The 25,273-nt window shown below is 72.9% G+C and carries 19 protein-coding genes and 1 pseudogene; 10 read left to right on the forward strand and 10 right to left on the reverse strand.

Going from position 1 to position 25,273, the window contains the following annotated elements; translation table 11 throughout:
• Positions 1-120 precede the first annotated feature (120 nt).
• The 4 genes from AB0F18_RS00920 to AB0F18_RS00935 form a co-directional block, all read right to left on the reverse strand.
• Positions 121-600: a hypothetical protein gene (locus tag AB0F18_RS00920; RefSeq protein WP_362053143.1), complete on the reverse strand. Its 480-nt coding sequence runs from the start codon at positions 598-600 to the stop codon at positions 121-123.
• 231 nt (positions 601-831) lie between these two features.
• Positions 832-1,650 (reverse strand): phosphatase PAP2 family protein, encoded by an 819-nt coding sequence (locus tag AB0F18_RS00925; RefSeq protein ID WP_362053146.1) that lies wholly within the window; start codon positions 1,648-1,650, stop codon positions 832-834.
• Positions 1,651-1,727: 77 nt separating this feature from the next.
• Positions 1,728-2,708: a YihY/virulence factor BrkB family protein gene (locus tag AB0F18_RS00930; RefSeq protein ID WP_362053149.1), complete on the reverse strand. Its 981-nt coding sequence runs from the start codon at positions 2,706-2,708 to the stop codon at positions 1,728-1,730.
• A 41-nt stretch (positions 2,709-2,749) separates the two neighbouring features.
• Complete coding sequence (locus tag AB0F18_RS00935; RefSeq protein ID WP_362053152.1) at positions 2,750-4,516, reverse strand: diacylglycerol kinase family protein; 1,767 nt, start codon at positions 4,514-4,516, stop codon at positions 2,750-2,752.
• Between the two features lie 173 nt (positions 4,517-4,689).
• On the opposite strand from AB0F18_RS00935, the gene AB0F18_RS00940 reads away from it, so the two are divergent.
• The gene (locus tag AB0F18_RS00940) at positions 4,690-4,905 is read left to right on the forward strand and encodes a hypothetical protein (RefSeq protein WP_362053155.1); all 216 of its coding nucleotides are present in this window, start codon (positions 4,690-4,692) and stop codon (positions 4,903-4,905) included.
• A 95-nt stretch (positions 4,906-5,000) separates the two neighbouring features.
• A complete protein-coding gene (locus AB0F18_RS00945) occupies positions 5,001-6,392 on the forward strand; it encodes a Mucin-2 (protein ID WP_362053158.1) in 1,392 nt (463 codons plus the stop codon).
• 4 nt (positions 6,393-6,396) lie between these two features.
• Here AB0F18_RS00945 and AB0F18_RS00950 read toward each other — a convergent pair whose 3' ends face one another.
• Entirely contained in the window at positions 6,397-6,576 is a 180-nt protein-coding gene (locus AB0F18_RS00950; protein ID WP_362053574.1) for a DUF6223 family protein, read from the reverse strand.
• A gap of 6 nt (positions 6,577-6,582) precedes the next feature.
• Here AB0F18_RS00950 and AB0F18_RS00955 point away from each other — a divergent pair.
• Positions 6,583-7,062, forward strand: a pseudogene (locus AB0F18_RS00955) (response regulator transcription factor); the annotation flags it as partial.
• Here the strand turns inward: AB0F18_RS00955 and AB0F18_RS00960 are convergent.
• Entirely contained in the window at positions 7,049-7,546 is a 498-nt protein-coding gene (locus AB0F18_RS00960; protein ID WP_362053577.1) for a DM13 domain-containing protein, read from the reverse strand. The pseudogene AB0F18_RS00955 and the gene AB0F18_RS00960 overlap by 14 nt on opposite strands.
• 390 nt (positions 7,547-7,936) lie before the next feature.
• Between AB0F18_RS00960 and AB0F18_RS00965 the strand changes: the two genes are divergently transcribed.
• The 6 genes from AB0F18_RS00965 (at position 7,937) to AB0F18_RS00990 (ending at position 16,097) form a co-directional block, all read left to right on the forward strand.
• Positions 7,937-9,469 (forward strand): aldehyde dehydrogenase family protein, encoded by a 1,533-nt coding sequence (locus AB0F18_RS00965; protein ID WP_362053161.1) that lies wholly within the window; start codon positions 7,937-7,939, stop codon positions 9,467-9,469.
• Positions 9,466-10,998 carry a GMC oxidoreductase gene (locus AB0F18_RS00970; protein ID WP_362053164.1) on the forward strand — a complete coding sequence of 511 codons (1,533 nt, stop codon included), beginning with the start codon at positions 9,466-9,468 and terminating at the stop codon, positions 10,996-10,998. Before AB0F18_RS00965 ends, AB0F18_RS00970 begins: the two co-directional genes overlap by 4 nt.
• Complete coding sequence (locus AB0F18_RS00975) at positions 10,995-12,110, forward strand: glycine betaine/L-proline ABC transporter ATP-binding protein (RefSeq protein WP_362053167.1); 1,116 nt, start codon at positions 10,995-10,997, stop codon at positions 12,108-12,110. Before AB0F18_RS00970 ends, AB0F18_RS00975 begins: the two co-directional genes overlap by 4 nt.
• 70 nt (positions 12,111-12,180) lie before the next feature.
• Entirely contained in the window at positions 12,181-14,220 is a 2,040-nt protein-coding gene (locus AB0F18_RS00980; RefSeq protein ID WP_362053170.1) for an ABC transporter permease subunit, read from the forward strand.
• Between the two features lies 1 nt (position 14,221).
• Positions 14,222-15,190, forward strand: coding sequence for an ABC transporter substrate-binding protein (locus tag AB0F18_RS00985; protein WP_362053173.1), 969 nt, complete (start codon positions 14,222-14,224; stop codon positions 15,188-15,190).
• Between the two features lie 115 nt (positions 15,191-15,305).
• Positions 15,306-16,097, forward strand: coding sequence for a 2OG-Fe dioxygenase family protein (locus tag AB0F18_RS00990; protein ID WP_362053176.1), 792 nt, complete (start codon positions 15,306-15,308; stop codon positions 16,095-16,097).
• A gap of 2 nt (positions 16,098-16,099) precedes the next feature.
• Here the strand turns inward: AB0F18_RS00990 and AB0F18_RS00995 are convergent, their stop codons facing one another.
• On the reverse strand, positions 16,100-17,251 hold the full coding sequence (locus AB0F18_RS00995; RefSeq protein ID WP_362053179.1) for a YbdK family carboxylate-amine ligase: 1,152 nt from the start codon (positions 17,249-17,251) through the stop codon (positions 16,100-16,102).
• A gap of 94 nt (positions 17,252-17,345) precedes the next feature.
• On the opposite strand from AB0F18_RS00995, the gene AB0F18_RS01000 reads away from it, so the two are divergent.
• Complete coding sequence (locus tag AB0F18_RS01000) at positions 17,346-18,767, forward strand: alpha/beta fold hydrolase (protein ID WP_362053182.1); 1,422 nt, start codon at positions 17,346-17,348, stop codon at positions 18,765-18,767.
• Here AB0F18_RS01000 and AB0F18_RS01005 read toward each other — a convergent pair.
• The 3 genes from AB0F18_RS01005 to AB0F18_RS01015 form a co-directional block, all read right to left on the reverse strand.
• Entirely contained in the window at positions 18,764-21,793 is a 3,030-nt protein-coding gene (locus AB0F18_RS01005; protein WP_362053185.1) for a patatin-like phospholipase family protein, read from the reverse strand. The two genes, AB0F18_RS01000 and AB0F18_RS01005, sit on opposite strands and share 4 nt — an antisense overlap.
• A 100-nt stretch (positions 21,794-21,893) precedes the next feature.
• Positions 21,894-23,282, reverse strand: coding sequence for a hypothetical protein (locus AB0F18_RS01010; protein ID WP_362053188.1), 1,389 nt, complete (start codon positions 23,280-23,282; stop codon positions 21,894-21,896).
• 85 nt (positions 23,283-23,367) lie between these two features.
• A complete protein-coding gene (locus AB0F18_RS01015) occupies positions 23,368-25,158 on the reverse strand; it encodes a thiamine pyrophosphate-binding protein (RefSeq protein WP_362053191.1) in 1,791 nt (596 codons plus the stop codon).
• Positions 25,159-25,273: the final 115 nt, after the last annotated feature.

The following is a 25,273-nucleotide window of genomic DNA, read 5'->3' on the forward strand; positions in this document are numbered from 1 at the left end:
GCGCCCGCGCGGCGCCCGGCCCCCGGCGCCGGGCCCCGCCCCCGGGCGGCGCGCGGCGGGGCGCGGGCGCCGGGGTGCGCCGGGGGCCTGTGGGGGGGGGGGCCGGGCCGGCCCGGCACCTCAGCGGGGCATGGCCGCGATGGCGGCGCGGGCGATCCCCTTGTCGGCGGCCTTCTCCTTGTACTTCAGCGCGTACACCCCGTATCCGATGCCGGCGACGGCGAGCGCACAGGCCGACACCAGGGCGATGGTCTTTCCGGTGCGCCGACGGGGCGGGGGCAGGGGCCTCGTGGGGCTGGGCGTCGGTCTCGGCTCGGCCGTTCCCGCGTCGGCGGGAGCGGCCGGGGCCGGTTCCGGCACGAGGGTGCGGTCCGTGTCGCCGAGCAGCCGGTCGATGCCGGCCCGCTGGGCGGCGATCGTCCGGTGCACGGCGGGCGGCCAGGGCCGGTCGGCGGGCGCGACCCGGCCGAGGAGCGTGAGGAGCTGCTCAGGGGTGGGACGGGCCGCCAGGTCCTTGGCCAGGCACGACTCGATGAACGGGCGCAGCGCCCGGGGCACCCCGTCGAGGTCCGGTGCCGAGTGCGCGACGTTGTACAGCACGCCCGGCACCGACGTACCCGAGAACGGCGGCTTGCCCGTGCACGCAGGGCCTGGCTCAGCGTGGGGCCGGCCACGGACACCGAAGCCAGCCAGGGGGCTTGGGCCTCCGTATCGGCGTCGATCACGCCGGCGGTGTAAGCACCGGACACCTCGCGCGAGGTCCCGAAGCGTGAGGATCATACAGAGAAACGTCTTGCCCCTCCCCCGGCCCTGCGGCTTTCGCCACCCTCGTCACGGAGCGGGACGTTCCGGGACGCCCACCGGCGGCTCGGGGTGCTCGGAACGGATCTCCGGCTCCAGACCCTGCGCGGGCGTGGTGCGGACCCGCCCGACGTCCGCGCGCCAGGCTTCGAAGGCCAGCGTGGTCGCCGTCACCACGGCCAGCCCGAGCAGCCAGCCCCCGACCACGTCGCTCACCCAGTGCACGCCGAGCGCCACGCGGGTGTAGCCCACGCCCACCACCGAGACCGCCGCGCACGCCCACGGCAGCGGACGAAGGCGGCGGGGCACCAGCGGCAGCAGTGCCAGCAGCAGCACCGCGCAGGAGGTGGTGGCCGTCATGGCGTGCCCGGAGGGGAAGGAGAACCCGGGCGCGTGGGAGACCGGGTCGGGCAGGTGCGGCCGGGCCCGTGCGACCACGTTCTTCACCAGCAGGCCGAGCAGACCGCCGGCCGTCGCGGTGACGGCCGCCCACAGCGCCAGCCGCACGGCGCCGCGCACGAGCAGCCACACCACCAGCGCGGCCACGAGCAGCCGCATCGTCACCGGGTCCCACACCACGTGGGTCAGGAAGTCGAGCAGCCGCACCCAGGCGGGATGTTCCAGCGCCGCCGTGTGCAGCCGCTCGGCCGTCCCGCGGTCCAGCCGGCTCAGCGGCGCCCACTGCGACTCGACCAGCACCACGGCGAGCGCGAAGGGCACCGACACGAGGGCGGTCGCGGCCACGGTCGTCAGCAGCCGTGCGCCGAACCGGGTGTCGGGCCCCGAGCGGCCGGGGACGAGCCGGGCGAGCAGACGCCTCGGGGTGGAGGGCCGTGCCGTGCGTGCCATGGTCGTGGTGCTTCCTCTCCGTGTTGTCCGCCGCGCGCCGGGGCTGCCCGCCCAGCTTGTCCGGGCGCGTGGCGCGTTCAGACGCCGGGGTCCTCCGTGACCGGTTCGGTCACCCCGGCCCGTACGGCCTCCAGCTGCGCGGCGAAGGCCAGCCCCAGGAACAGGGCCATGGAGGTCAGGTAGGACCACAGCAGCAGGGACACGAACGCGCTGAGGGGCCCGTACACGGTGGCGAAGGAGCCGTCGGCACCGACGTACAGGCTCAGCCCCCACGTCGCCAGCAGCCACAGCACCAGGTACACCGTCGCACCGAAGGCCAGCCAGGTGTAACCGGGCTGGGTGCGGCGGGGCGAGAGCCGGAATATGGCGCTGGTGGCGAGGAGGGCCAGCAGGACGCCCACGGGCCAGCGCAGCAGGTCCCAGGCGTGGAGGGTGCCCGGGCCGAGGTGGTACACCTCGGCCACGGCGCGGCCGAGGTGGGCGCCGAGGACGGTGACGGCGAAGCTGAGTCCGAGCGGCAGGCCGGCGAGCAGGGACATGACCAGCCCTCGGGTGTACTTGTGCAGGAACGGCCGGTCGCGTTCCGTTCCGTAGATGCGGTTCGCGCCCCGCTCCACCTGGCACAGCGCGGTGGTCACGTTCACGACGGAGAACAGCAGACCGAACCAGAGGGCCATCCGGCTTCCGTCCCCTGGCTGGTGCCGGCTCTGCGTCAGGGCGTCGTCCACCACCTCCTGGCTCGGCCCGCTCGCCAGCCGCCGTATCGTCAGCTCCGCGATCCGCCCGATGGCCTCGGTGTGCAGCGCCCCGGACAGTCCGATGACCGCGATGGCCAGCGGGACGATGGCCAGCACCGTCTGCAGGGCCAGCGCCCTGGAGTGGCTGAAGCCGTCGGCGTACCGGAAGCGGATGAAGGAGTCCCGTACGAGGCTCCAGCCGGCGTGGCGCCGCAGCGCGGCCACCGCCTCCTCGGCGGACAGCTCCTCGCCCTCCGCTTCCAGCTCGGCCGGCACCGCCGCCACGTCCTGGCGTTGCGGTACCCGTGTCGCGGTTCCCATGCCCGTCACCCCTGATCGAAGTCGTTCCTCCGCAACCCGGCTCAGCCGCCGACGGGGTGCGCGGCCGGATCGGCGGCGGCCGTACGCCCCTGCTCCCCCGGTGTGTGCGGCGTGCGCGGCGGGAGCCAGATGCGCAGCGCGCCCGGTTCCACCTGCGCGCTCAGCCGGGTGCCGGTGCCGATGCCGTCGCCGTCGAGCTCGCGCGGCTGGGGCCGGGCGAAGCGGATGTCGACGCGTACGGCGCTGAAGTACTCCAGCGCGCCGCCCGCCACGGTGCCGTACTCGCCGCCGGGCCCGGGCCCGGGCACCGCCCGGCCGGGCAGCATGCGCGCCGTGAGATGCCCCGCCGCCGCGAGCCAGCCGCGGGCTCCGCGGGGATCGAGCAGCACCACCTCCAGCCGACCGCTGTCGGGCCTGGCGTCGGGCAGCAGGGGCAGCCCGCCCTGCAGACTGCCGACGTTGCCGATGACGACCATGCGGGCGCGGCGCTCCCGTACGGGGCCCCCGTCCAGCCGGATCGACAGGCGCATCCGGGGATCGCCGAGGTGGCGGACGGCGGACAGCACGTACGCGGCCCAGCCGAGGCGCTCCTTCACCCGCTCGGAGGCGTCGCCGACCATGGCGGCGTCGAAGCCGGCTCCCGCCATGACGGTGAAGCGGGCGGATCCGAACCCGTCGCCCCGGACCCGGCCCACGTCGATCCGCGCGGTCTCCCCGGACAGGGCCGCCTCCAGCGCTGCCGCCGGATCGGCGGGCAGCTGCAGGTTGCGCGCCAGCAGGTTGCCGGTGCCGCAGGGCGCCACGGCGAGCGGGATCCCGGTGCCGGCCAGCAGGTCGGCGCAGGCCCGTACGGTGCCGTCCCCGCCGCAGACCACGACGAGGGCGGTGTCCTCCTCGGCGATCCGCTGGGCGAGGCCGCCGGCGGCGTGTTCGGCGGTCGTCTCCGTCCACACCTGGCCGGCGTAGCCGTGACGGCGCAGGATGTCCCGCACGCGCTCGGCCAGTTCCGCTCCGCAGCCGTGCGGGTGACGTACCACCACGGCCCGCCGGGGTGCCCCGTCGTGGCGGGCGGGGCGGGCGGACGGGAGCCGCTCGGCCGGGTCGGCGCCGAAGGCGGCGTGCGCGAGCGGCCGGGGCCGGGCGGGCAGCAGCAGCGCGTGCGTCATGACGAGGAGGGTGCAGGAGCCGTTGAGCAGGCCGCCCACCACGTCGGAGGGATGGTGCATCCCCCGGTAGACCCGGGAGAACGCCACGAGCAGGGGAATCAGAAGCAGGGCGGCGACCAGGGCCTGCCGCAGCCATGGCCGTTCGCCGCGCGCGCGGAGCGCGGCGAGGACGGCGAGGCCGCCGAACAGGGCCACCGACGCGCCGACGTGCCCGGACGGGAAGCTGGAGGTCGGCGGGGCGGAGTCCAGTGGGGGCACGTGCGGACGTGACCGTTCCACAACCAGGGTGACCAGCAGGAAGACCGCCGACTGCGCGGCCACGGCTCCGGCCAGGAACACCGCCTCCCGCAGCCGGCGCCCCCGTGAGAACACCAGCATCGCGGCGACGGCGAGGGCGGTGAGGGCGGTGATGCTCTGGGTGCCGGCCAGCAGGGACAACCACTCCGAGAAGGACGTGGCGGGTCCGCCGCGGTGTGCGGCCAGGCTGCGGCTGATGCCGTCCTCCGCCGCCACCGGCCACTGGTCCGCGAGCGGACCGGTGACCATCAGCCCCACACCGACCATGAGCGCGGTCTGTAGCGGGAGCAGCCACAGTACGGGGAGGCGGCCGGGTCCTGCGGGCGCGCTGCGTTCAAGCCTCATTGACGACGTGTAACCCGCTGCGGGCCGCTCATGCGTGTCCGTTCGCGCCGGTGTGCTGCCGCCGCGGCGGCGCGCCGGGCGAGACCACGCGCTCCGAGCCCGTGCAAGGACGCGAAGCGGCCTGCCTGAGCCGGATCGTGCGCCAGGTGGCCCCGGGTCGTAGGGTCAGCGTCATGAGCGTGCCGACGAAGCCAGCCACCCGTCTCAACCGCGGCGATGTGATCGGCTACGAGGGTCGGTGGCGCAGGGTTCGAGCCCTCAAGACCGACACCGGCACGACGGGCGAGGCTTCGGTGATCGTGGCCTGGGAGGAAGGCGGCTTCGACCGCTTCGGGGCCGATGACGAACTCCTGCTGGGAACGCCTCGGACCCTGGGTCGAGAGAGCTGACGCGACCCCTGATCCGCCCCCGCCCGCCGGACGGCCTGACCGGCGGGGCATCATGGCCGTGGACCAGCCGACGGAGACACAGGGGTAGGGGAATCATGGTCGCGTTCCACGCGTCCGCGCTGGACGGACTCGCCCGCAACCCGGCGCTGCCGGCACCGTTGCTGCTGCGCCTGCTCGCCTTCGACGGCGGCGGGGACGGCCCGCCCCGTCACGCCCTCCAGCGGGCTGGGCTCCCCGAGGCGGCCGTCGCGGTGATCCTGGCCCACCCGAACCCGGGCGCCCGTATCGACTTCGCGCAGAGCACCACGGCCGAGCCCGCGCAGCGGGCCCGGCTCGCGGACGACCCTTCCCCCACGGTGCGGGCCGCTCTCGCGTACGGGCCCGCGTGGCACGGCCAGCGTACGAGGGTCGCGCCACTGCCGGACGGCGTGTGCGCCCGCCTGCTCGAAGACCCCGACCCTTCCGTACGGACGGCCCTGCTGGACTCGCCGCATCTCGCGCTGTCGTTCGTGGCCTCCTTGGCCACGCACCGCGATCCGGCAGCGCGCCGAAGCGCGGCGCGCGCGTGGGAGAGGCTGTCGCCAGACGAGCGGTCGGCGCTGCTCGCCGACCCCGACCCTGAGGTGCGGCGGGCCGCCGCACTGTGGGAGTGCCGACGGGACGCACGCGTCACCGCCGAACTCCTCCGCGATCCGGAGTCCGCCGCCGAGGCGCTGCGCCGCGGACTCCTGCACCGCGCCGACGCCGAACGATGCGTCGCCGAGCGGACGCACCTGGCCGCCCTCGCCGAGAACCCGTCGCTGCCCACCGACCTCGTGGAGCAGCTCGCCGTCGACCCCGACGAGGCCGTACGGCTCGCGGTCTCCCTCAGGCCCGAACTCGGCGAGACGCGGCGGATGACGATCGACTTCACGGTGGGGGCCTTCGACAGGGGGAACGTGGAGTGGGTACGGGACGGGCTCGCCGACCCCGAGGTGCTGCGACGGGCCGCGACCTCCGCCCACCCGCTGCTCCTGCGCACCGCCGCCCAGAGCCCCCACCTGCCGCCCGACCTCCTGTGCCTGCTCGCACGCACCGAGGACCCCATGGTGGAAGACCTCTTGGGTGTGCACCACCCCGACACCCCGGAGGAGGTCCTGATGCGTGTGTACGCACGGCTCGGCGGCACGTTCTCCGCCTGGATGGCGGAGACGCACCCCCGCTTCCCCCGCGAGGGTCTCGCCGCGCGCTACGCGGACCACCCGGACGGCAACTACCGACGGCTGGCCGTCCGGGACCCGGCCGCCACACCCGCGCTGATCGAACGGCTCAGCCATGACCCCGCGGTCTGGACACGCCAGGCGGCGGTCGGCGACCCGCGCCTCCCGCTCCCCCGGCTCCGCGAGGCGCTTCATGTCCCCGAACTGGCCTCCAGCGCGGGTGCCAACCCTGCGCTCCCCGAGGACGAGATGGCCGCTGTCCTGGACCGGGCCGGCGTTCCCGCCTGACCGCCTACCGGCCGGCGCGGCGGGAGCGGGCCAGGGCCACTCGGCTGAGGACCGCCGCGATCATCCCGAATACCACGGCCAGGGCACCACCGACCACTCCGTTACCGGTGCCGGGGCCACCGTCGGCGACGGCCAGGTTCGCCACGCCGATGACCATGCCGGTCAGCCCCGCCCCCAGAGCCATGACGGCGCCGCGGACCCGGCACTCGCCGGGGTGCACGTCGTCGTCCTGACCAACTACGGCCTGGACGAGTACGTCTTCGACGCGCTGCGGGCCGGCGCGGCCGGATTCCTGGTCAAGGACATCGTGCCGGATGACTTCCTGCACGCCGTCCGCGTCGCCGCGCGCGGCGACGCCCTGCTCGCCCCCTCGATCACGCGCAGGCTGATCGACCGGTACGTCTCCCGGCCGCTCGGAACCGGGGCCGAGAGGGGGCTGGACGAGCTGACCGGCCGCGAGCGCGAGGCCGTCGCGCTGGTGGCGTGCGGCCTGTCCAACGACGAGATCGCGGACCGCATGGTGATCAGCCCGCTGACCGCGAAAACGCACATCAACCGGGCCATGGCCAAGCTCCACGCCCGTGACCGCGCCCAACTCGTGGTCCTCGCCTACGAGTCGGGCCTGGTCGTCCCGCGCAACTCCGGCTGTGCGGGGGTCAGGTGCGGCTGAGCGCCGCGGCGCCGAAGGAGACGTCGAACCGGTCGCACCAGATGCTGACGCTCGCGTACCTCGACCAGTCGAGGTCAGGGGGAAGCGGGTAGTTCTGGTCGCCCTTGTTGCCCTTCAGCTTGGCGAGGTTGACGTACTGGCCGTCGTCGAAGAGTCCCCAGCCCTCCCTGCCCTCCTTGACGGGCGCGTCACTCAGCCAGACACGCACATCGGGCCCGCTGCTCGTGTCCAGGCCTTCGAGCCGGAGCGTGTGAGTACCGTCCGGAAGCCGGATGATCTTCACGGTGCCGGTCGTGGTGTGCTCGTGGCTGATGAAGGCGCCCTGCGCCACGGTGACCGGCCCGCCCGGAGAGGGCGTACCCGTCGCCGGAGCCCTCGGGGCCGCGTGCGGGGAGGGCAGCGCCTCGTTCACCGTCTCGTCCACCCACAGCGCCCACGGCTTGAACCACACCAGCCCGGCCACCATCGCCGCCAGCCCGGCCATGACCCCCGCCGCCCACCACCGCTTCCTCGTGACGCGCCCCACGACGCCCTCCTTCCAAGCTTTCGGTTCGCCTTCATCCGCCATCCAAGGTGATCGGGTCCTCGTCCGACACCCCTGGCTCCATGACGAAAGGCTTACGGCCCCCTGCAAGAGGTTCGCCGGCCGTGTCGAAGGGGGCTTTTCCTGCTCGGCCCCGCCCGGATCACGGCTCCGTCTGCCCTGAATGTCTGCTTCTGCACCTCTATGTTCCGTGAAGAGGATCACTCTATGCATTGCTTTCCGCATGCCTTCCGAAGACGGGGGCAGCCGGGCCTCCAGGCGGCCGACAGGGCGCCCTGATCCTCCGGGCAACCGGCGGGGGATCTGAAGGAACGAAAGGCAATACCCGACGTGACCGCAGCACAACAGACCATCCACGTGGGCGGCGAGTGGCGAGCATCACTCTCCGGCGAGACCCGCCAGATCATCGACCCCGCCGACGCCACCGTCTTCGCGGTCGTCGCGGAGGGCGGGTGCCGGGACACCGACGAGGCGGTGGACGCCGCCCGCGCCGCGTTCGACGCGGGCGCCTGGCCCCGTACGCCGGTCGCCGAGCGCGCCGCCCTGCTGCGCCGGGTCGCCGACCGGCTGGAAAGCGATCGGGAGCGGATCGCCGCCCTGGAGAGCCGGGACACGGGCAAGACGCTGGAGGAGGGCCGCACCGACGTCGACTGCGTGCGCGACGCCTTCCGCTACTTCGCCGACCTGGTGGAGAAGGAGAGCGCGGAGCGCGTCGTCGACGCCGGTTCGCCGGACATCCGCAGCGTGGTCGTCCACGAGCCGGTGGGCGTCTGCGCGCTGATCACCCCGTGGAACTACCCGCTCCTCCAGGCCAGCTGGAAGATCGCGCCGGCCCTCGCGGCGGGCAACACCTTCGTCATCAAGCCCAGCGAGATCACCCCGCTGAGCACGGTCGCCCTGGTGGAGCTGCTGCTGGAGGCCGGGCTCCCGCTCGGCGCCGCCAACATCGTCACCGGCCCCGGGCACACCGTGGGCGCGCGCCTCGCCGAGCACCCCGGCGTCGACCTGGTCTCCTTCACCGGCGGGCTCGTCAGCGGCACCAAGGTCGCGCGGGCGGCGGCCGACAGCGTCAAGAAGGTCGCGCTCGAACTGGGCGGCAAGAACCCCAACATCGTCTTCGCGGACGCCTGCGCCACCCCCGAGGGCTTCGACACCGCCGTGGACCAGGCCCTCAACGCCGCGTTCATCCACAGCGGCCAGGTCTGCTCGGCCGGCTCCCGCCTCATCGTCGAGGAGCCGCTGCGGGACCGGTTCGTCGCCGAACTGGCCCGCCGGGCGGAGCTGATCCGGCTGGGCCGCGGCACCGACCCCGGCGTGGAGTGCGGGCCGCTGGTCTCCGCCGCGCAGCGGGAGCGGACCGAGGAGTACGTGGCCGGCGCCCTCGCCGAAGGCGCGGTGCTGCGCGCCGGCGGGACCCGGCCGGAGGGGCCGGGCTTCTTCTACCGGCCCACCCTCCTCGACAGGTGCCACCGCGGCATGCGCGTGGTGCGCGAGGAGGTCTTCGGCCCGGTCCTCACCGTGGAGACCTTCCGCACCGAGGAGGAGGCCGTCGCCCTCGGCAACGACACCGAGTTCGGCCTGGCCGGCGCGGTGTGGACCGCCGACGAGGACCGGGCCGACCGGGTGGCCGGGCTGCTGCGCCACGGCACCGTGTGGATCAACGACTTCCACCCGTACCTGCCGCAGGCCGAGTGGGGCGGCTTCGGCAAGTCCGGAATCGGCCGCGAACTGGGCCCCACCGGCCTGGCCGAGTACCGCGAGGCCAAGCACCTCTACCGGAACCTCTCTCCGCGTCCCGTGCGCTGGTTCGCCGGCGGACCGGACGACGGCGCACGGGGCGAGCAGCAGAAGGACCAGGCATGAACCACCAGGACGAGCAGGTGTACGACTACGTCGTCGTGGGCGGCGGGACCGCCGGCTCCGTGATCGCCTCACGGCTGACCGAGGACCCCGCGGTCCGCGTGGCCGTCATCGAGGGCGGCCCCAGCGACGTCGGCCGTGAGGACGTCCTCACCCTGCGCCGGTGGATGGGGCTGCTCGGCGGCGAGCTGGACTACGACTACCCCACCACCGAACAGCCCCGCGGCAACTCCCACATCCGGCACAGCCGGGCGCGGGTGCTGGGCGGCTGTTCCTCGCACAACACGCTCATCTCGTTCAAGCCCCTCCCCTCCGACTGGGACGAGTGGGCCGAGGCCGGGGCCGAGGGCTGGGACGCGGCCTCCATGGACCCGTACTTCGACCGGCTCCGCAACAACATCGTCCCGGTCCACGAGGACGACCGGAACGCCATCGCCCGGGACTTCGTGGAGGCGGCGCAGAGCGCGCTCGGGGTCCCCCGGGTCGAGGGGTTCAACAAGGGCGCCTTCCACGAGGGGGTCGGCTTCTTCGACCTGGCGTACCACCCGGAGGACAACAAGCGCTCCTCGGCCTCGGTCGCCTATCTGCACCCCTTCCTGGACCGGCCCAACCTGCACATCGCCCTGGAGACCTGGGCGTTCCGGCTGGAGCTGGAAGGCACCCGGGCCACCGGGGTGCACGTGCGCACCGCGGACGGGCGGGAGCACCTGGTGCGGGCCCGCCGCGAGGTGCTGGTGTGCGCGGGCGCCGTGGACTCGCCGCGGCTGCTGCTGCACTCGGGCATCGGACCGCGGGCGGACCTGGAGAAGCTGGGCATCCCGGTCGTGCACGACCTGCCGGGGGTCGGCGAGAACCTCCTGGACCACCCCGAGTCCGTCATCGTGTGGGAGACGCACGGTCCGATACCGGAGAACTCCGCGATGGACTCGGACGCCGGGCTGTTCGTCCGCCGGGATCCGTCGGCCCAGGGGCCGGACCTGATGTTCCACTTCTACCAGGTGCCGTTCACCGACAACCCGGAGCGGCTGGGCTACGAACGACCCGCCCACGGCGTGTCGATGACCCCGAACATCCCCAAGCCGCGCAGCCGCGGACGGCTCTACCTGACGAGCCCCGACCCCGAGGTCAAACCGGCGCTGGACTTCCGGTACTTCACCGACGAGGACGACTACGACGGCCGGACCCTGGTCGACGGCATCCGGATCGCCCGGCGGATCGCGGCGGCCGAGCCGCTGGCCGGCTGGCTGAAGCGCGAGGTCTGCCCGGGCCCGGAGGTCACCTCCGACGAGGAGCTCAGCGCCTATGCCCGGCAGGTCGCGCACACCGTCTACCACCCGGCCGGAACCTGCCGGATGGGTGCCGAGGACGACGAACTCGCCGTCGTCACCCCTGATCTGAAGGTCCGGGGCCTGGCCGGCATCCGGATCGCCGACGCGTCCGTCTTCCCGACGATGACCGCGGTGAACCCGATGATCGGGGTGCTGATGGTCGGGGAGAAATGCGCCGAACTGCTGGGAGGTACCAGCCGATGAGCCAGTCGAACACGCAGCCGAAGGGGCAGTCGGAGAGCCGGCCGGCCGGATCCGCGGAGGGCGGATCCGGCGCTGTCTTCTCCGTGCGGAACCTGTGGAAGGTCTTCGGGCCGAAGGCCGAACAGGTCCCCGCCTATCCGGAACTGGCTTCGCTGGACGCCGCCTCACTGCGCGAACGGACCGGCTGCACGGCCGCCGTCCGCGACGTCTCCTTCGACGTCCGCAAGGGCGAGGTGTTCGTGGTGATGGGCCTGTCGGGCTCCGGCAAGTCGACCCTGGTCCGCTGCCTGACCCGGCTCATCGAACCCACCTCGGGCACCCTCTCCCTCGACGGCGAGGACATCCTCGCCATGGACCCGGCCCGGCTCCGCGAACTGCGCCGGCACCGGGCCGCGATGGTCTTCCAGCACTTCGGGCTGCTGCCGCACCGCACCGTCCTCGACAACGTCGCCTACGGCCTGGAGATCCAGGGCGTGGGCCGCGGCGAACGGCGCGAGCGCGCCGCGGAGTTCGTGGCGAAGGTCGGTCTGGACGGCTTGGAGCGGCGCCGGCCCGGGCAGCTGTCCGGCGGCCAGCAGCAGCGGGTGGGCCTGGCGCGCGCGCTCGCGGTGGACCCCGAAGTACTGCTGTTCGACGAGCCGTTCAGCGCGCTCGACCCGCTGATCCGGCGGGACATGCAGGAGGAGGTCGTCCGGCTGCACCGCGAGGAGGGCCGCACCATGGTCTTCATCACCCACGACCTCAGTGAGGCGCTGCGGCTCGGCGACCGGATCGCGCTGATGCGGGACGGCCGGATCGTCCAGTCGGGAACGCCCGAGGAGATCGTCGGCTCCCCCGCCGACGACTACGTCCGCGACTTCGTCCGGGACGTGCCGCGCGAGCAGGTGGTGACGGTCCGCTCGGCGATGCGCCCGGCGCGGGCCGAGGAGACCGGGGCCGGACCGGCGCTGGCTCCGACCGCGACCGTCCATGAGGCCATCGAGGCGGTCGCCCGGTCCGGGGAGAACGCGCGGGTCGTCGAGAACGGGCGGTGCCTGGGGGTGGTCGACCAGTCGGTGCTGCTGGGCGTGGTCGCCGGGGTCCCCACCGCGGCCGGGAAGGCGGTGGCTTGATGTGCTCGCCTTCCACCTGGCCGCCGCCGTGCGGCAGCGCACGGGTCCCCGGCCCGGGGCGGTGCGGCCGATGAGCGCCACGACCACCTCCGCTCCTGCCGGCCGTACGCCGACGGCCGATGCCGCCCCCGCCGGCGCATCCGCCGGCAACCCGAAGGCGGGCTCCGGCCCGGAGGCCGGTTCCGGTGGGCCGCGTGCCCTGCTGCGGCGCCGGCGCGGCCGGCTGATCGGTGCGGGCGCGGCGCTCCTGCTCGTCCTGGGCGCCGTCCTGCTCGGCGGCGGCAGCTGGCCCGGGGCGCTCGTCGTGGACGTGTCGTCCCCGCTGGGCCGCGCCAGCGACTGGATCATCGACAACCGCGACGGCCACCCGCTCTTCCTCTACTTCCTGGGGCACGTCAGCAACGTCGTGGTCGTCTCCGTGCGCGCCGTGTACCTGCTGCTGCTCGCCCTCGGCTGGGCCGGGGTGACCGCCGCCGCCGGGCTGGTGGCCTGGCGGCTCGCGGGGGTGCGCCTCGCGCTGGTGTCCGTCGCCGCGTTCGCCGTGTGCGGGCTGCTCGGCATGTGGGTCCCCACCATGCAGACCCTCGCCCTGATGGTGGTGGCGGTCCTGGCGTCCGTACTGCTCGGTGCGCTCCTCGGCCTGGCCGCCGGCCTGTCCGAGCGGATGAACCGTGTGCTGCGGCCGGTGCTCGACACCATGCAGGTGCTGCCCGCCTTCGCCTACCTGCTGCCGGTGGTGCTGGTCTTCGGCATCGGCGTGCCCGCCGCGGTCCTGGCGACCGTGGTGTACGCGGCCCCGCCGATGGCCCGCCTGACCGCGCTCGGGCTGCGCGGCGCCGACGCCGGGGTCATGGAGGCCGCCGCCTCCCTCGGCGCGACCGGCCGGCAGCGGCTGCTGACGGCCCGGCTGCCGCTGGCCCGCAAGGAGCTGCTGCTCGGCGTCAACCAGTCGATCATGATGGCGCTCGGCATGGCCGTCATCGCCTCCGTGATCGGCGCGGGCGGTCTCGGTGACCGCGTCTACCAGGCGCTGGCCTCCGTCGACGTCGGGGCGGCGCTCGCCGCGGGCGTGCCGATCGTGCTGCTCGCCGTGGTCCTGGACCGGGTCACCGCCGCCGCGGGCGCCCGGCTCGGCTCGGCTCCGGCCGGCCCCGCCGGACCCGGCCGCGTCGTGGCCCTGGCGTCGGCCGCCGTGGTCGCCGCGATCGCCGTGGCCGGTCACCTCGCCGGCCGGCTCGGCTGGCCGCAGGCGTGGACCGTGGACACCGCCGGGCCCGTCAACCGGGCCGTGGACTGGATGACCGCGCACCTGTACTCCGGGGTGCCGGTCCTCGGCGGCACCGCCGACTGGGCCGGGCACTTCACCACCGGGGTCCTCAACCCGCTCCGCTCCGGCCTGCAGTGGCTGCCCTGGTGGTCGGTCCTGCTGGCGACCGGCGCCCTCGCCCTGCTCATCGGCACCTGGCGGACCGCCGCCACGGCGGTCCTGGCGATGGCCGCGATCGGTGTCCTCGGCGCGTGGGGACCCGCCCTCGACACCCTCTCCCAGGTGCTGGCCGCGCTCGCCGTGACCCTGCTGCTCGGTTTCGCCCTCGGCGCGGCCGCCGCGGGCAGCGCCCGCCTGGACCGCATGCTGCGGCCCGTCCTCGACGTGTTCCAGACGATGCCCCAGTTCGTGTACCTGATCCCGGTGGTCGCGCTGTTCGGTGTCGGCCGCGCGCCGGCCGCCGCCGCGGCCGTGGTGTACGCCCTGCCCGCGGTGGTGCGGATCACCGCGCAGGGCCTGCGGGCGGTAGACGTCGGCGCGGTGGAGTCCGCACGGTCCCTCGGCGCGACCGGACGCCAGCAGCTGCTCCAGGTCCGGGTGCCGCTGGCCAGGCCGGCGCTGCTGCTGGCCGTCAACCAGGGCGTGGTCCTCGTCCTGGCCGTGGTCGTCATCGGCGGCCTGGTGGGCGGCGGGGCGCTCGGCTACGACGCCGTGTTCGGTCTCGCCCAGGGCGACCTGGCCACCGGTCTCGTCGCCGGTGCCGCGATCGTCTGCCTGGGCCTGGTCCTCGACCGGGTCACCCAGCCGACGCAACGCCGCACCGCCGCCGGAAAGGAGGCCTGAGATGACTCGCATCCGTATCGCCGCCCTGGCCGCCGCCGCGGCCCTGACCGTGGGGGCCGGCCTCACCGGCTGCGGCGCCGCCGACATGACCCGCCAGTCCTCCCCTTACGCGGACGCCGCGGGATCGCGGACGGTGACGCTGTCCACGCAGTCCTGGGTGGGCGCGCAGGCCAACGTCGCCGTCGCCCAGTACCTGCTGGAGCACGAGCTCGGCTACCGCGTGGACACCGTGCAGATCGACGAGGTGCCCGCCTGGGACGCACTCAGCCAGGGACGGGTGGACGCCATCCTGGAGGACTGGGGACACCCGGAGCAGGAGGAGCGCTACATCGACGGCAAGGGCACCATCGCCCGCGGCGGCGACCTGGGGGTCACCGGGCACATCGGCTGGTTCGTGCCGACGTACTTCGCGCAGCAGCACCCGGACGTCACCGACTGGAAGAACCTGAACAAGTACGCCGACCAGTTCCGCACCGCGGAGAGCGGCGGCAAGGGGCAGTTGCTGGACGGCTCCCCGTCGTACGTCACCAACGACAAGGCGCTGGTGAAGAACCTGGGCCTGGACCTCCAGGTGGTCTTCGCGGGCTCCGAGGCGGCCCAGATCACGCAGATCAAGCAGTTCGCCAAGGAGAAGAAGCCCTTCCTGAGCTACTGGTACGAGCCGCAGTGGCTGTTCGAGAAGGTGCCCATGACGGAGGTGAAGCTGCCCGAGTACGAGAAGGGCTGCGATGCCGATCCGGAGAAGGTCGCGTGCGCGTACCCGCACACCCCGCTGCAGAAGTTCTTCAACGCCCGGTTCGCGAAGGACGGCGGTGACGCGGCCGCCTTCCTGAAGAAGTTCCACTGGACGAAGGAGATGCAGAACGACGTCGCACTGATGATCGCGGAGGAGAAGCTGGCCCCGCAGGAGGCGGCGGCCCGCTGGGTGAGGGAGAACCGCGCGACCTGGCGGGCCTGGCTGCCCGCCTGACGGCGCACGGCGGTGCGGGCCGCCCTGCTCGGGGCGGCCCGCAGCCGCGGGCGGCTCGCCGGCGGAGGGGGGTACTGGAGGTGCCGGGCGGCGAGCCGTGGGGGAGCCTGGAGTCATGGACCGTGAGCACGGGAGCCCGCAGCGGGGCCGGGGAGCCGTAGGTGTGCCGGACGGGGACGTCGAGGCTGCCGGCGGGGTGGGTTCTGCGGTCGGAGCGGCGCGCGCGGCCGTCGCCGGCCGCGGCTGGTACCTGATGGACGCGGCCGCAACCTCCCGGTGCCTGGGCGCCGGTCCCGCGGCCTGGGAGCAACTGGCCGGGCATTGGGAGGATCTCGTCGCGGACCCCTACGCGGCCGAACAGGGCACGAGCCGGCTCCGTCGCATCGGACGGTTCCTGCTGTCGCGGTCGGGCGAGATCAGCCCGCTGCCGCACGAGACGTTCGTGCAGCCGCAGGCCAGCAATCCGCTGTACGTGGACGTCGAGCGCCGTTTCGAGCCCCTCACCGCCGCGTTCCGGGGCGAGCCCGTGCTGGGGGCGTTGATCCGGACGCTCGGCGAGGTGGCCGCGGGCCTGGACGACAGCGGACAGTGGATCGTCCGGGTGCATCCCTTCCGGGTCCTCGCCCAGACCGGCAGCCTGGGCCAGCCGACGCCCGAGGGCCGTCACAAGGACGGGGTCACCCTCGTGTCCTCGCTGCTGATCGGCCGCCGGAACGTGACGGGCGGCCGCAGCACCGTGTACGACGCGGAGGGCGCGGAGATCGCGTCGGCCACGCTCAGCGAGCCCGGCAGTCTGCTGCTGAGCGACGACCGGGCCACCTGGCACGCCGTCTCGCCGCTGCAGCCGCGGGATCCGGCCCGTCCGGGCCACCGGGACGTCCTGGTGACCACCCTCGCCGCCCCCTGACCTCACCCCGGCGCTGCTCGGCCGGCGGCGGTGGCGAGCACGAGCCGGTCCACCACCGTCTCCGGTCCGCTGTCGCCCGCGGCCCAGGCCCGCTGCCGGGTCGCGCCGTCCCCGCTCGCTGCCAGCCGGCCGAACAGAGCCGTGACCGCGCTCAGGTCGCCCGTCTCCTCCAGCGCCTCCCGCGTGGAGGCCGTCATCTCCTGGGCCAGCTCGGTGACCGGCCGGGACCGGCCGGTCCATGGGTCGAAGCCTTCACCGCTCCATCCGTCGCGGGCCGCCCGCCAGCACGCCGCCCGCAGCACCTCCCCCGGCCAGGCCCGCCCGCGGTCGCCACGCCGCGCCCGGCCGGCGGCGGTGACGACGAGGGCACGCAGGAGAACGGCGACGGCGACCGTGTCGTCCAGGTCCTGCTGTACGTCCATCGCCCGGATCTCCAAGGTCGGCAGCCGGGGGTTGGGCCGCACGTCCCAGAACGGCAGGTCCGGGTCCAGCATGGCCTCGGTGCCGGCGATGGTTTCGGCGAGCCGTTCGTGCTCCTGCCACGAGTCCGCGTACGGAGGAGGCCCCAGGCACGGAAAGCGGCTGCGGATGACCGACCGCCAGCTCGCATAACCCGTATCGCGGCCCCGCTCGAACGGCGAGTTGGCACTCAGCGCGATCAGCAGCGGCAGCCAGGGCCGGAGATGGTTGGCCGTCGCCACGGCGAGCCCGCGGTCGGGAAGGTGCACGTGGACGTGGAGGGCGCTGATCGCGAAGTCGTCCATCATGCTGCGGTACTGCGCCCGGCCGGCCTGGTAGCGCGGATGGCCGGCGACGCGCACCGGCCCCTCCTCCTGCAGTACCGGCGTGCCCGATGCGCACAGCGCCACCCCCTCCGCCCGGGCCGCCGCGACCAGTGCGGCGCGCACCCGCTCCAGCTCTCCGCGCAGTTCGGCTGCCGACCTGCACGGCGGCGTCCGCCCCTCCACCTGGCACAGGGCGAACTCCTCGGTCACCAGATCACCCACCTCGCGTGCGGCACGCCCGGCCACAGCCGGCCCGGCCGCGACGACCAGACGGGTAACGGGATCGACGAGGAAGAACTCCTCCTCCACGCCGATCGTCACCACCCCACCGCCACCGGACACAGCGGGCCCGGACCTGTAGTCGCTCATGGTCCCAGCATCCCCCGCCACCCCCCGGCCCGCCGTGGCCGCGCGGCCGGGGCACCCGGATGAGGCCGGTAGGGCTGCGCGTACTGTCGGCCGGATGACAGAGCACCACACCCTCACGGTGAACGGCGTCCGGCTGGCGTACCAGGTGGCCGGCCCGGCCGGCGGCGACCCGCTGCTCCTGCTGCCCGCGCTGGGCGGGACGGCGGACGACTGGGCCCTCGTACGGGAGGCACTCGCGCGGGACCGCCGGGTGTACGCCCTGGACCTGCGGGGCCACGGCCGCAGCGAGCGGACCGGCGCGTACTCGCTGGAGCTGATGCGCGACGACGTGCTGGGATTCCTGGATGCGGTCGGCCTGGACCGCGTGGACCTGGTCGGCCACTCGATGGGCGGTGTGGTGGCGCAGCTGGTCGCGCAGCACAGCCCGTGGCGGGTGGTCCGGCTGGTCCTGGAGGACGCCCCGGCGCCACTCCCCCGCGAGCCGGTCGCTCCGGTACGGCCCGAGGGGGAGCCGGACTTCGACTGGGCGATGGTGCGCGCGGTCCGGCGTCAGCTGGACCGCCCCGACCCGTCCTGGCTGGAAGGCCTCTCCCTGATCACGGCCCCGACCCTGGTGGTGGCGGGCGGGCCGGACAGCCACATCCCGCAGGAGGCCGTCACCGAACTCGCCCGCCGGCTCCCGGACGCCCGCCTCACCACGATCCCGGTCGGCCATCTGGTGCACGCCGGCGCCCCGGAGGAGTTCACCGGGGCGGTCACCGCGTTCCTCGCCGAGGTACCGGACGGCGAGATCGCCCGGCGCTGGCTCGCCGAGGACGGCATCACGCAGACCGGGCACGACGCCTGGTACGACGCGGAGCCGCCCGCCGAGGACCTCACCACCGAGGACCTGTGCAACGGGCTCGGTTCGATGGCCTTCACCGACGAAGCGCTCGACCTGGCGGGCAGGCTGCGGGTGGCGCTCGGGCTGATGGACGTGCTCGGCGGTCACTCCCTGGTGACCGGGCAGGTCCACTCGGCCCACGTCGGGCCCGAGGGACCGCTGCCGGCGGACCTGCTCTGGGGCGGCTACCGCCGGAGGCTCGAAGCCGTCCGGGAGTACCCGGCGATCACCGGCTCGCTCCGGCTCGAGTGGTTCATCGCGCAGACCGCCGAGGAGGCCTTCGCCGAGGTACTCGGCAACGACCGCCACCGGCTGCTGCCCGGCGCCCCGGAGCCGCTGCTGCGCCGGGCGCGCCGGGTCCTGGAGAGTTCCGGCCCGGTGTCGTGGAAGGCCAAGGCCGCCACCTACGAGGCGGCGGCCCGGGTGCCCGAGCTGCACCCGGCCGTCTTCCGGGCCCTGCTGAAGAGCTACCACGTCGTGTACGGGCAGCTCGAACCGGAGCCCGCGCTCGCCCTGCTGGACCGGCTGGAACTCCCCGCCGGCACCGAGCACCTGGCCCCGCTGCGGCGGGTGCTCGCCGGGGGACATCGCCATCACCGGCACAGCCCGGAGGCCTGGAGGGCGGAGGGCTAAGCGCCCGGGGCGTCGGGACGGAGTTCCCTGGCTTTGCCGCCGAGGTGGTGACCGAGCGCACGGTAGGCGTCGAACTGGGCGTGGTCGAACCACTGGTCGAAGGTGGCCTGGCGGGGGAAGGCCGGCTCGCGCAGGGCGTAGCTCAGCAGTTCCTCCGGCATGTCGGGGGTCAGGGTGGCCTTGACGAAGATGATCGTCCCCTTGGTGTCCTTCGGCGTGCCCGGCGAGAACTCGACCTCCTCCGGGTACTCGATCGTGCCGCGCACCACGCAGGTGGCGGAGAAGCGGGCGTTCAGGGCGGCCAACGGTGTCTCGGGCGAGAGGGGTTTCCCGCTGCCGGGTACCAGGTCCAGCAGGTTCCGGCCCTGCTCCCTGTTGAACGTGATCTTCACGCCGAGGTCCTCATAGGCCAGCGTCACGGCCTGGGCGAGGGTGGTGGCCAGGGGTGGGGTGTCTCCGGAGGAGTCGATGACGTAGACGGTCCGGCAGCGGAGCCGCAGCATCTCGACCAGGCCGAGGTTGTCGAAGTGCCCGCCGTCGGTGCACAGCAGCAAGGGCGTGGTGTCGGAGAACCAGCCCACCAGTTCCTGGAGCTGGTACCGCAGCCGCCGTACCCGGGGAAGCCGCGGCATGATCCGGTCGGGCCCGTACTTCGCCAGTTCCGCGATGTAGAGGGGGTTCGGAACCCACGTGCCCAACCGTACGTTGGACAGCGCGAGCAACCGCTCCATGAACATCGTCTGGGAGCCCATCGCCGAGGCGAAGGCCGCTCCTGACACGGCGACGGCGGACTGTACGGTCAGGTCGCGCCCGATCAGCTCCGGGGCCGTCGCCTGCAGGGTGCTGGTGCGGACCCAACCGGTATCGGGGCCACCGCAGTAGTCGGAGGCGAAGGTGAAGGGCACGGCCGGGCGCCCGGGCGCGGTCCGGTTGCGCAGCGAGACGGCCGCCGAGGCGGCGAAGATGACCTGGGGGAAGCCCTCCACCCGCTGCGCGTAGGGGTGCAGCGGGGTCGGCTCGCGGTTGTAGTCGTACGGCAGGGCGCCCACGGAGCCGCCCTTCAACACCGCGCGGCGGACGGCGAAGGCGCCTGCCAGCCGTTGCCGGTAGAAGGGGTGCAGGCTGAACGTGGTCTGGTCGATCACGAGCGACAGCACGAGCAGCGCGAACGGAATCCCGGCCTTCCACCAGATGTTCCAGCTGCCCGCGTAGACGGCGGCCCAGGCCATGAGGGCGAGGTAGAAGAACGTGACCAGGAGCAGCACCAGCCAGCACACCACGGCTTTCACCCAGCCGCCGCCGACCTGGACGACGAGGGAGCGGCCACCCTTGCGGAACGGGCTGGTCCGTTCTCCCTCCGGCGTCAGCTGCTTCACCGTCTTGTGCACGACGGTGAACCAGGTGCCGACCGCGGTCACCGCCGCGGTGAGCGCGGCGAGCAGCGACAGCCCTCTGCCGTCCTTGTAGAACACTCCCTGTGCGTGTGCCAGCCAGGCGAAGAACCAGATCAGCGCCGGGAGGACGATGGAGAGCAGGGCGACCGCCAGGGCCATCGCCACGATCGCCTTCACGATGCTGCGCAGCCAGGCGGGGCGGGACGCCTTGGTCCACGCTCCGGCGAAGGCGAAGGCCACCGACACCAGACCGGCCAGGCCGAACAGGGCGAGGACGGGCAGCCAGGCGTTCGGGTACAGGTGAAAGGGCGGCAGGAAACCCTTCGCCCGCGGGACGAAGCGGTGCAGGTCGGTCAGCGGAAGGCGCGAGTAGAACGCGTTGAGGAACTGGCCCACCACGGCGAAGACCAGCGCCAGCATGCCGAAGGAGACGGCCATTCCCCGCAGCACCGCCCCGGCGGCGTGCAGCTTCTCCTTGGGCATGTCCGCCAGGTACTTCGCGTGCCGGCGGATGTGGTCCTCCTCCGGGCTGCCCGGCGCGAACACGTCCGCGGGCTGTGCGAGTCCGGGCCGCGGCACCGAAGGGTTCCCCTTCGCATCCACGAACCGGGCATCGGTCAGGGCCAGTTGGAGGGCCCCGGCGGTGTAGCCGCCGCCGGACACCGACACCAGGTAGTCCGCCTTGAGCAGTTCCTCGCGCAGTGCCTGCAGGGCGCCGAGGGTGACCGACGCCGACCGGATGCCGCCGCCGGAGACGCAGAAGCCGAGCTCCCCGGGCCTGCGGCCGGGCGGCTGGTACCGGCGGTTGCGCTGGCGCACCGACGCGCTGTCCTTCGGGTCCGCGGCCAGGTGTGGCCTCGCCGGGTCGGGAGCGGTCCACTCGGACAAGGGTTCCCAGTCGTGGGGCGCGGCGGGCGGGAGGATCAGGTCCGGCAGGTCCTCGCCGGCCGGGGCGGGCTGATCCACGTACTCCACGACAGGACGGGGGCGGCCCTCGCTCGTGGTCCTCACCACGGCAGGGGCCAGCACCCGGCGGGAACAGAGGGTGCCGACGGTCAGGAGCGCCGCTGCCACCAGGGGGATGAGGAGCGCCCATTTCAGCTGGGCGAAGTGGCTCGCCCATTCCAGGTTCCGCTCCAGATCACGCTCCGGTCCTCTGCGCAGGGCGTCGGCGAAGGGCAGTACGGGACCCATCGGGTCAGCCTTGATCCGGTCCAGGGCCTTCCAGAGGAAGGCGTTCTCCACGCAGTCCGCCGCCGCCACCACGGGGGTGAGGATGACGGCCCGGAGGGCCCACAGTCGCGTGACCTTCCGGTAGAGGAGCAGGCGCCCGAGTCCGAACGCCCCGGCGAGGGCCGTCGCGTACCCGGGGATGAACCAGCACCAGTCCAGCACGAGCCCGTCCTGGAAGAGCTCGGCCCCGCCCCCGGCCTTCACGAGGCCGCGGGCCCCCGCGGCGGTCGCCGCGAACTGCAGCCGCAGCTCCCCGTCCCCCGAGGGCCTGGCCCCGAACGGCGGAGCCGCCCCGTACCAGAGGACCATGGAGAGACCGGCGGCGAGCCCGAACAGGCACAGCCCCACCGCCCAGCCCGGTACTTCCCGAAGTTTCAACTGCGCCTGAGCATTCGGCATGCACGCAGAGTAATGGCCCGGAGATGTCTGGTGCCGTTTTGTCCGGTACTCGCGACGGAACAGGACCCGCTCGGCCCCACCCGACGAGGGAACGGGCGTCCTACCACCCGTGCCAGTTCTGGTCGTGTGTCCGGTGGCTCTCGGTCAGCCCGCCCCGGAAGAACCGCTCGTAGTAGCCGTTCTCGACGTGATGGGCCTGAAGCCAGACGCCCGGTACGTGGATCGTGTCGCAGTGTGCGGGAAACCGTCCGTGCGTCTCGTAGATGTAGGTGCAGATGTCCCGCGTGCAGGCGATGACGTCGGCGGAGTAGTCACTGGCCTGGTGCAGGTAGCGGCTGCCGAAGTCCCCGCGGTAGATGCGGGCGAACAACGCCTCGTCGGCATAGATGCCCTTCGGCCCGAACTTGCCCGCCACGACGGCGTCGACCGCCTCCCCCATGCTGCCGTGGTTGGGCGGACACATCGCCTTGATGAGGTACTCGCCGTTGTGGCGCAGGGCGACGGGGGCCGCCCGCAGGTTCGCGTAGCCGGGGAGCGGAACGTGCCAGCGCAGCAGGTCCGCCGGTCTCCACCTCGGGGTGGTCCAGTCGAAGCCGAGCATGGGGCCGTAGTCGGCGCGGAACTTCGGGTCACCCAGCATGATCGGCGGGGCGAGCGAGGCGTGGATCCAGGCTCCGAGACCCATGGCGTCGGCGGTGAGCATGAGGTTCTGGAGCAGGAGGTCGGCCTCGATCTGCGTGCGCATGGCCCAGATGGCGCCCAACGGCAGCTTGATGTCCTTGTTCAGGAATCCTGACTTCACCCACTTCCGCACGCCGGCCGGACGGTAGAGGTTCCGGTCGTCGACGATCGTCGGCCGTGCTCCCTCGGGCTGGGTCAGCAGGTACATCAGCCCGTTGATGTACTGCCGTGACAGGTCCACCACGGGAAGCAGGAGTGTCGTGCCGGGCAGGTTCGACAGGAAGCGGTTGGAGTCGAGGTAGGCGGGGAAGTCCCGCTTCCCGTCCGGTACGTCGAGACGGTGGTCGAGCAGCCGCACCTTCGCCTCGGCCGCGCGGGCGCACAGGGTCTCGGCGTCGAACTCCGGCGTCGTACCGTCGGCCGGAGGAGGCAGTTTGCGCAGGAAGTAGGTGCCGGTGTCGTTGATCAGGAAGAAGTGTGTGCCCTGGGCGTTGTCGGGGCTGCCGGCGGTCCTGCCGGGCATGTTGAGGTTCGGTTTGGCCATGATGGGTTTGCCGTCGCGCGGATCGGCGAAGGGACGGTCCGGCATGGTGAGGCCGGAGCACCCCGTCATGGCGATCAGGACGGCCTCTTCGAGTTCGGTGAGCGGGGTTCGTGGTTCGCTGGAGGCCCAGCTCATCGAACCGGCCTCGACCGAGCTCCCTCGGCTGACGCGGTGGGTGCGGCGATGCCAGATCGAGGTGAGCAGCGGTTGGTTCATCAGGGCCTCGAACCCGGCACGGCTGCGGGTGTTCAGCGGGTCGTTCATACCTCGGTCCCTTCAGGGCGCGCCCGAGGCCCGACACTCGGACCCGGGTGCCACGTCCGCCCCACACCGGTGACCATGGCGGGCGTCAGTCGCGGAGGCGGGCTTCGACCGTCTCCACGAGTCCGGCGATGACGCCGTCGGGGGACGGGCTGTAGTGGGGAACGGCCCAGCGCGTGATCCTGGCGTCGATCAGGGTGGGCCGGCCGGAGGCCAGCGCTGCGCTGAAGGCCTTCTCGAACGCGTCGAGCGTCTCGACGCGGTAGCCATCGGCGCCGCATGCCCGCGCGTATGCGGCGAAGTCGGGGTTCTGGAACTCGACCAGCCCCGTCTCTCCGTAGGTGGTGAGCTGGAAGAGTTTGATCAGCTTGAATTCCTCGTCGTCGAAGATGACCCAGATGACGGGGATCTCGTGCTCGACGGCCGTCATCAGCTCGAAGCCGGACAGCGAGTAGCACCCGTCGCCGCAACCGACGACGACGGTCCGTTCCGGGTGCGCGAGCTTCAGGCCGATGGCGCCGTTGACGTGCCCCGCCATCGGGCCGAACGACCCGGCCTTGCGGAAGTTCTGTCCCTCCTCCAGCTCCACGTAGTAGCCGAGCCAGGCGAGGTGTGCTCCGGCGTCGGCGAGCAGAATCCCCTGCGGGGGCAACATGCGGCCGATCGTCTGGGCCAGCTCCCCCGGATGGATCCTTCCGGGCAGGTGGACGATGTGGCGGGCCTCGTAGTCGCGGCCCGCCACATCGGCCGCGGGGACCTCGCCGACCTTCTCGTCCAGGGCCTCGTTCAGGGCCGCCACTGCCAGGCGCGCGTCCGAGTGCAAGGGGTAGTCAGGTTTGTAGGCCTTTCGGAATTCGGCCTCGGAGATGTTCACATGGACGAGTACCTTGTTCGCGAAGAGGTCTTCGCGGTAGTTGAACGTGGCGTGCTGGTTCAGGGAGTTGCCGATGCACAGCACGACATCGGCCTCGCGGAACGCCTTCCACGCACTGGAGTGACCGCTGTCCGCGAAGACGCCCAGCGACAGCGGGTGTCCCTCCGACACGATGCCCTTGCCGTCCAGCGTGGTGAGCAGAGGGATCCGGAACCGTTCGATCAGCCGCAGGACCTCCGCTCCCGCCCCACTGCGGATCGCGCCGAAGCCGACGAGCGCCACGATGCGCTTCCGCTGGGCGAGGGCCTCGGCCAGCATCGACGCGACTTCCTCCACGCGCGCCGGATCCGGGACGACCGGCGGCACATGGAGCCGGATGTCGCGGAAGTTCGTGACCTCGACGCCGCGGTGGGTGAGGTCCTCGGGGACATGGATGTGGACCGGTCCGGGCCTGCCTTCGAACGCGGTGTTGACCGCCTCCTCAAGCACATCGCACGTGTCCGCGGCATCGGTGAGCAGGAAGGACTTCTTCGTCGTGGCCGCGAACATGGCCCGCGAGTCGGGCGTCCTGTTCAGGCCCGAGGTTTCGTTGAGTGATCCCCACCCTTGCCACGCTCTCGACGCGTACCCCGACACGGCCAGAACCGGGTAGGAGTCGGACATCGCCACGGCCAGGCCGGAGAACAGGTTGAAGGCGCCCGGTCCGGCGGTTGCAAAGCAGAAGCCGAGTTCGTTGCTGTACATCGCGTACCCGCAGGCCATGAAGGAGGCGGCCTGCTCGTGCCGGGTGATGACCGGCCGGATCTGCCGTGAGTGCTTCAGCGCCAGCATCAGGCCGGCGGCGTTCTCTCCGGCGCCCCCGAATGCGGCCCGCACCCCGATTCCTTCCAGTCCCTTGACCAGGGCTTCGTAAACTCTCATCGCCCTCTCCCCGGTTCCCTCGCCCCCTCCGACTGACGTTCGAATTTGCTGCCGCGGGTCGGATTCCAGAATCCAGCTTGCCATTGGTCGCTGCATCCCGCTCCTGCACACGGCGTGGCCCGTCCCGGCGACGGCCGCGGGCTGCGGGGCCTCGGCGCGGGTCCCGACGCCACCCGTCTGCGCCGTTCCGCGCGACGCG

It is taken from the genome of Streptomyces sp. NPDC029216 (assembly GCF_040648015.1).
Lineage (GTDB): Bacteria > Actinomycetota > Actinomycetes > Streptomycetales > Streptomycetaceae > Streptomyces.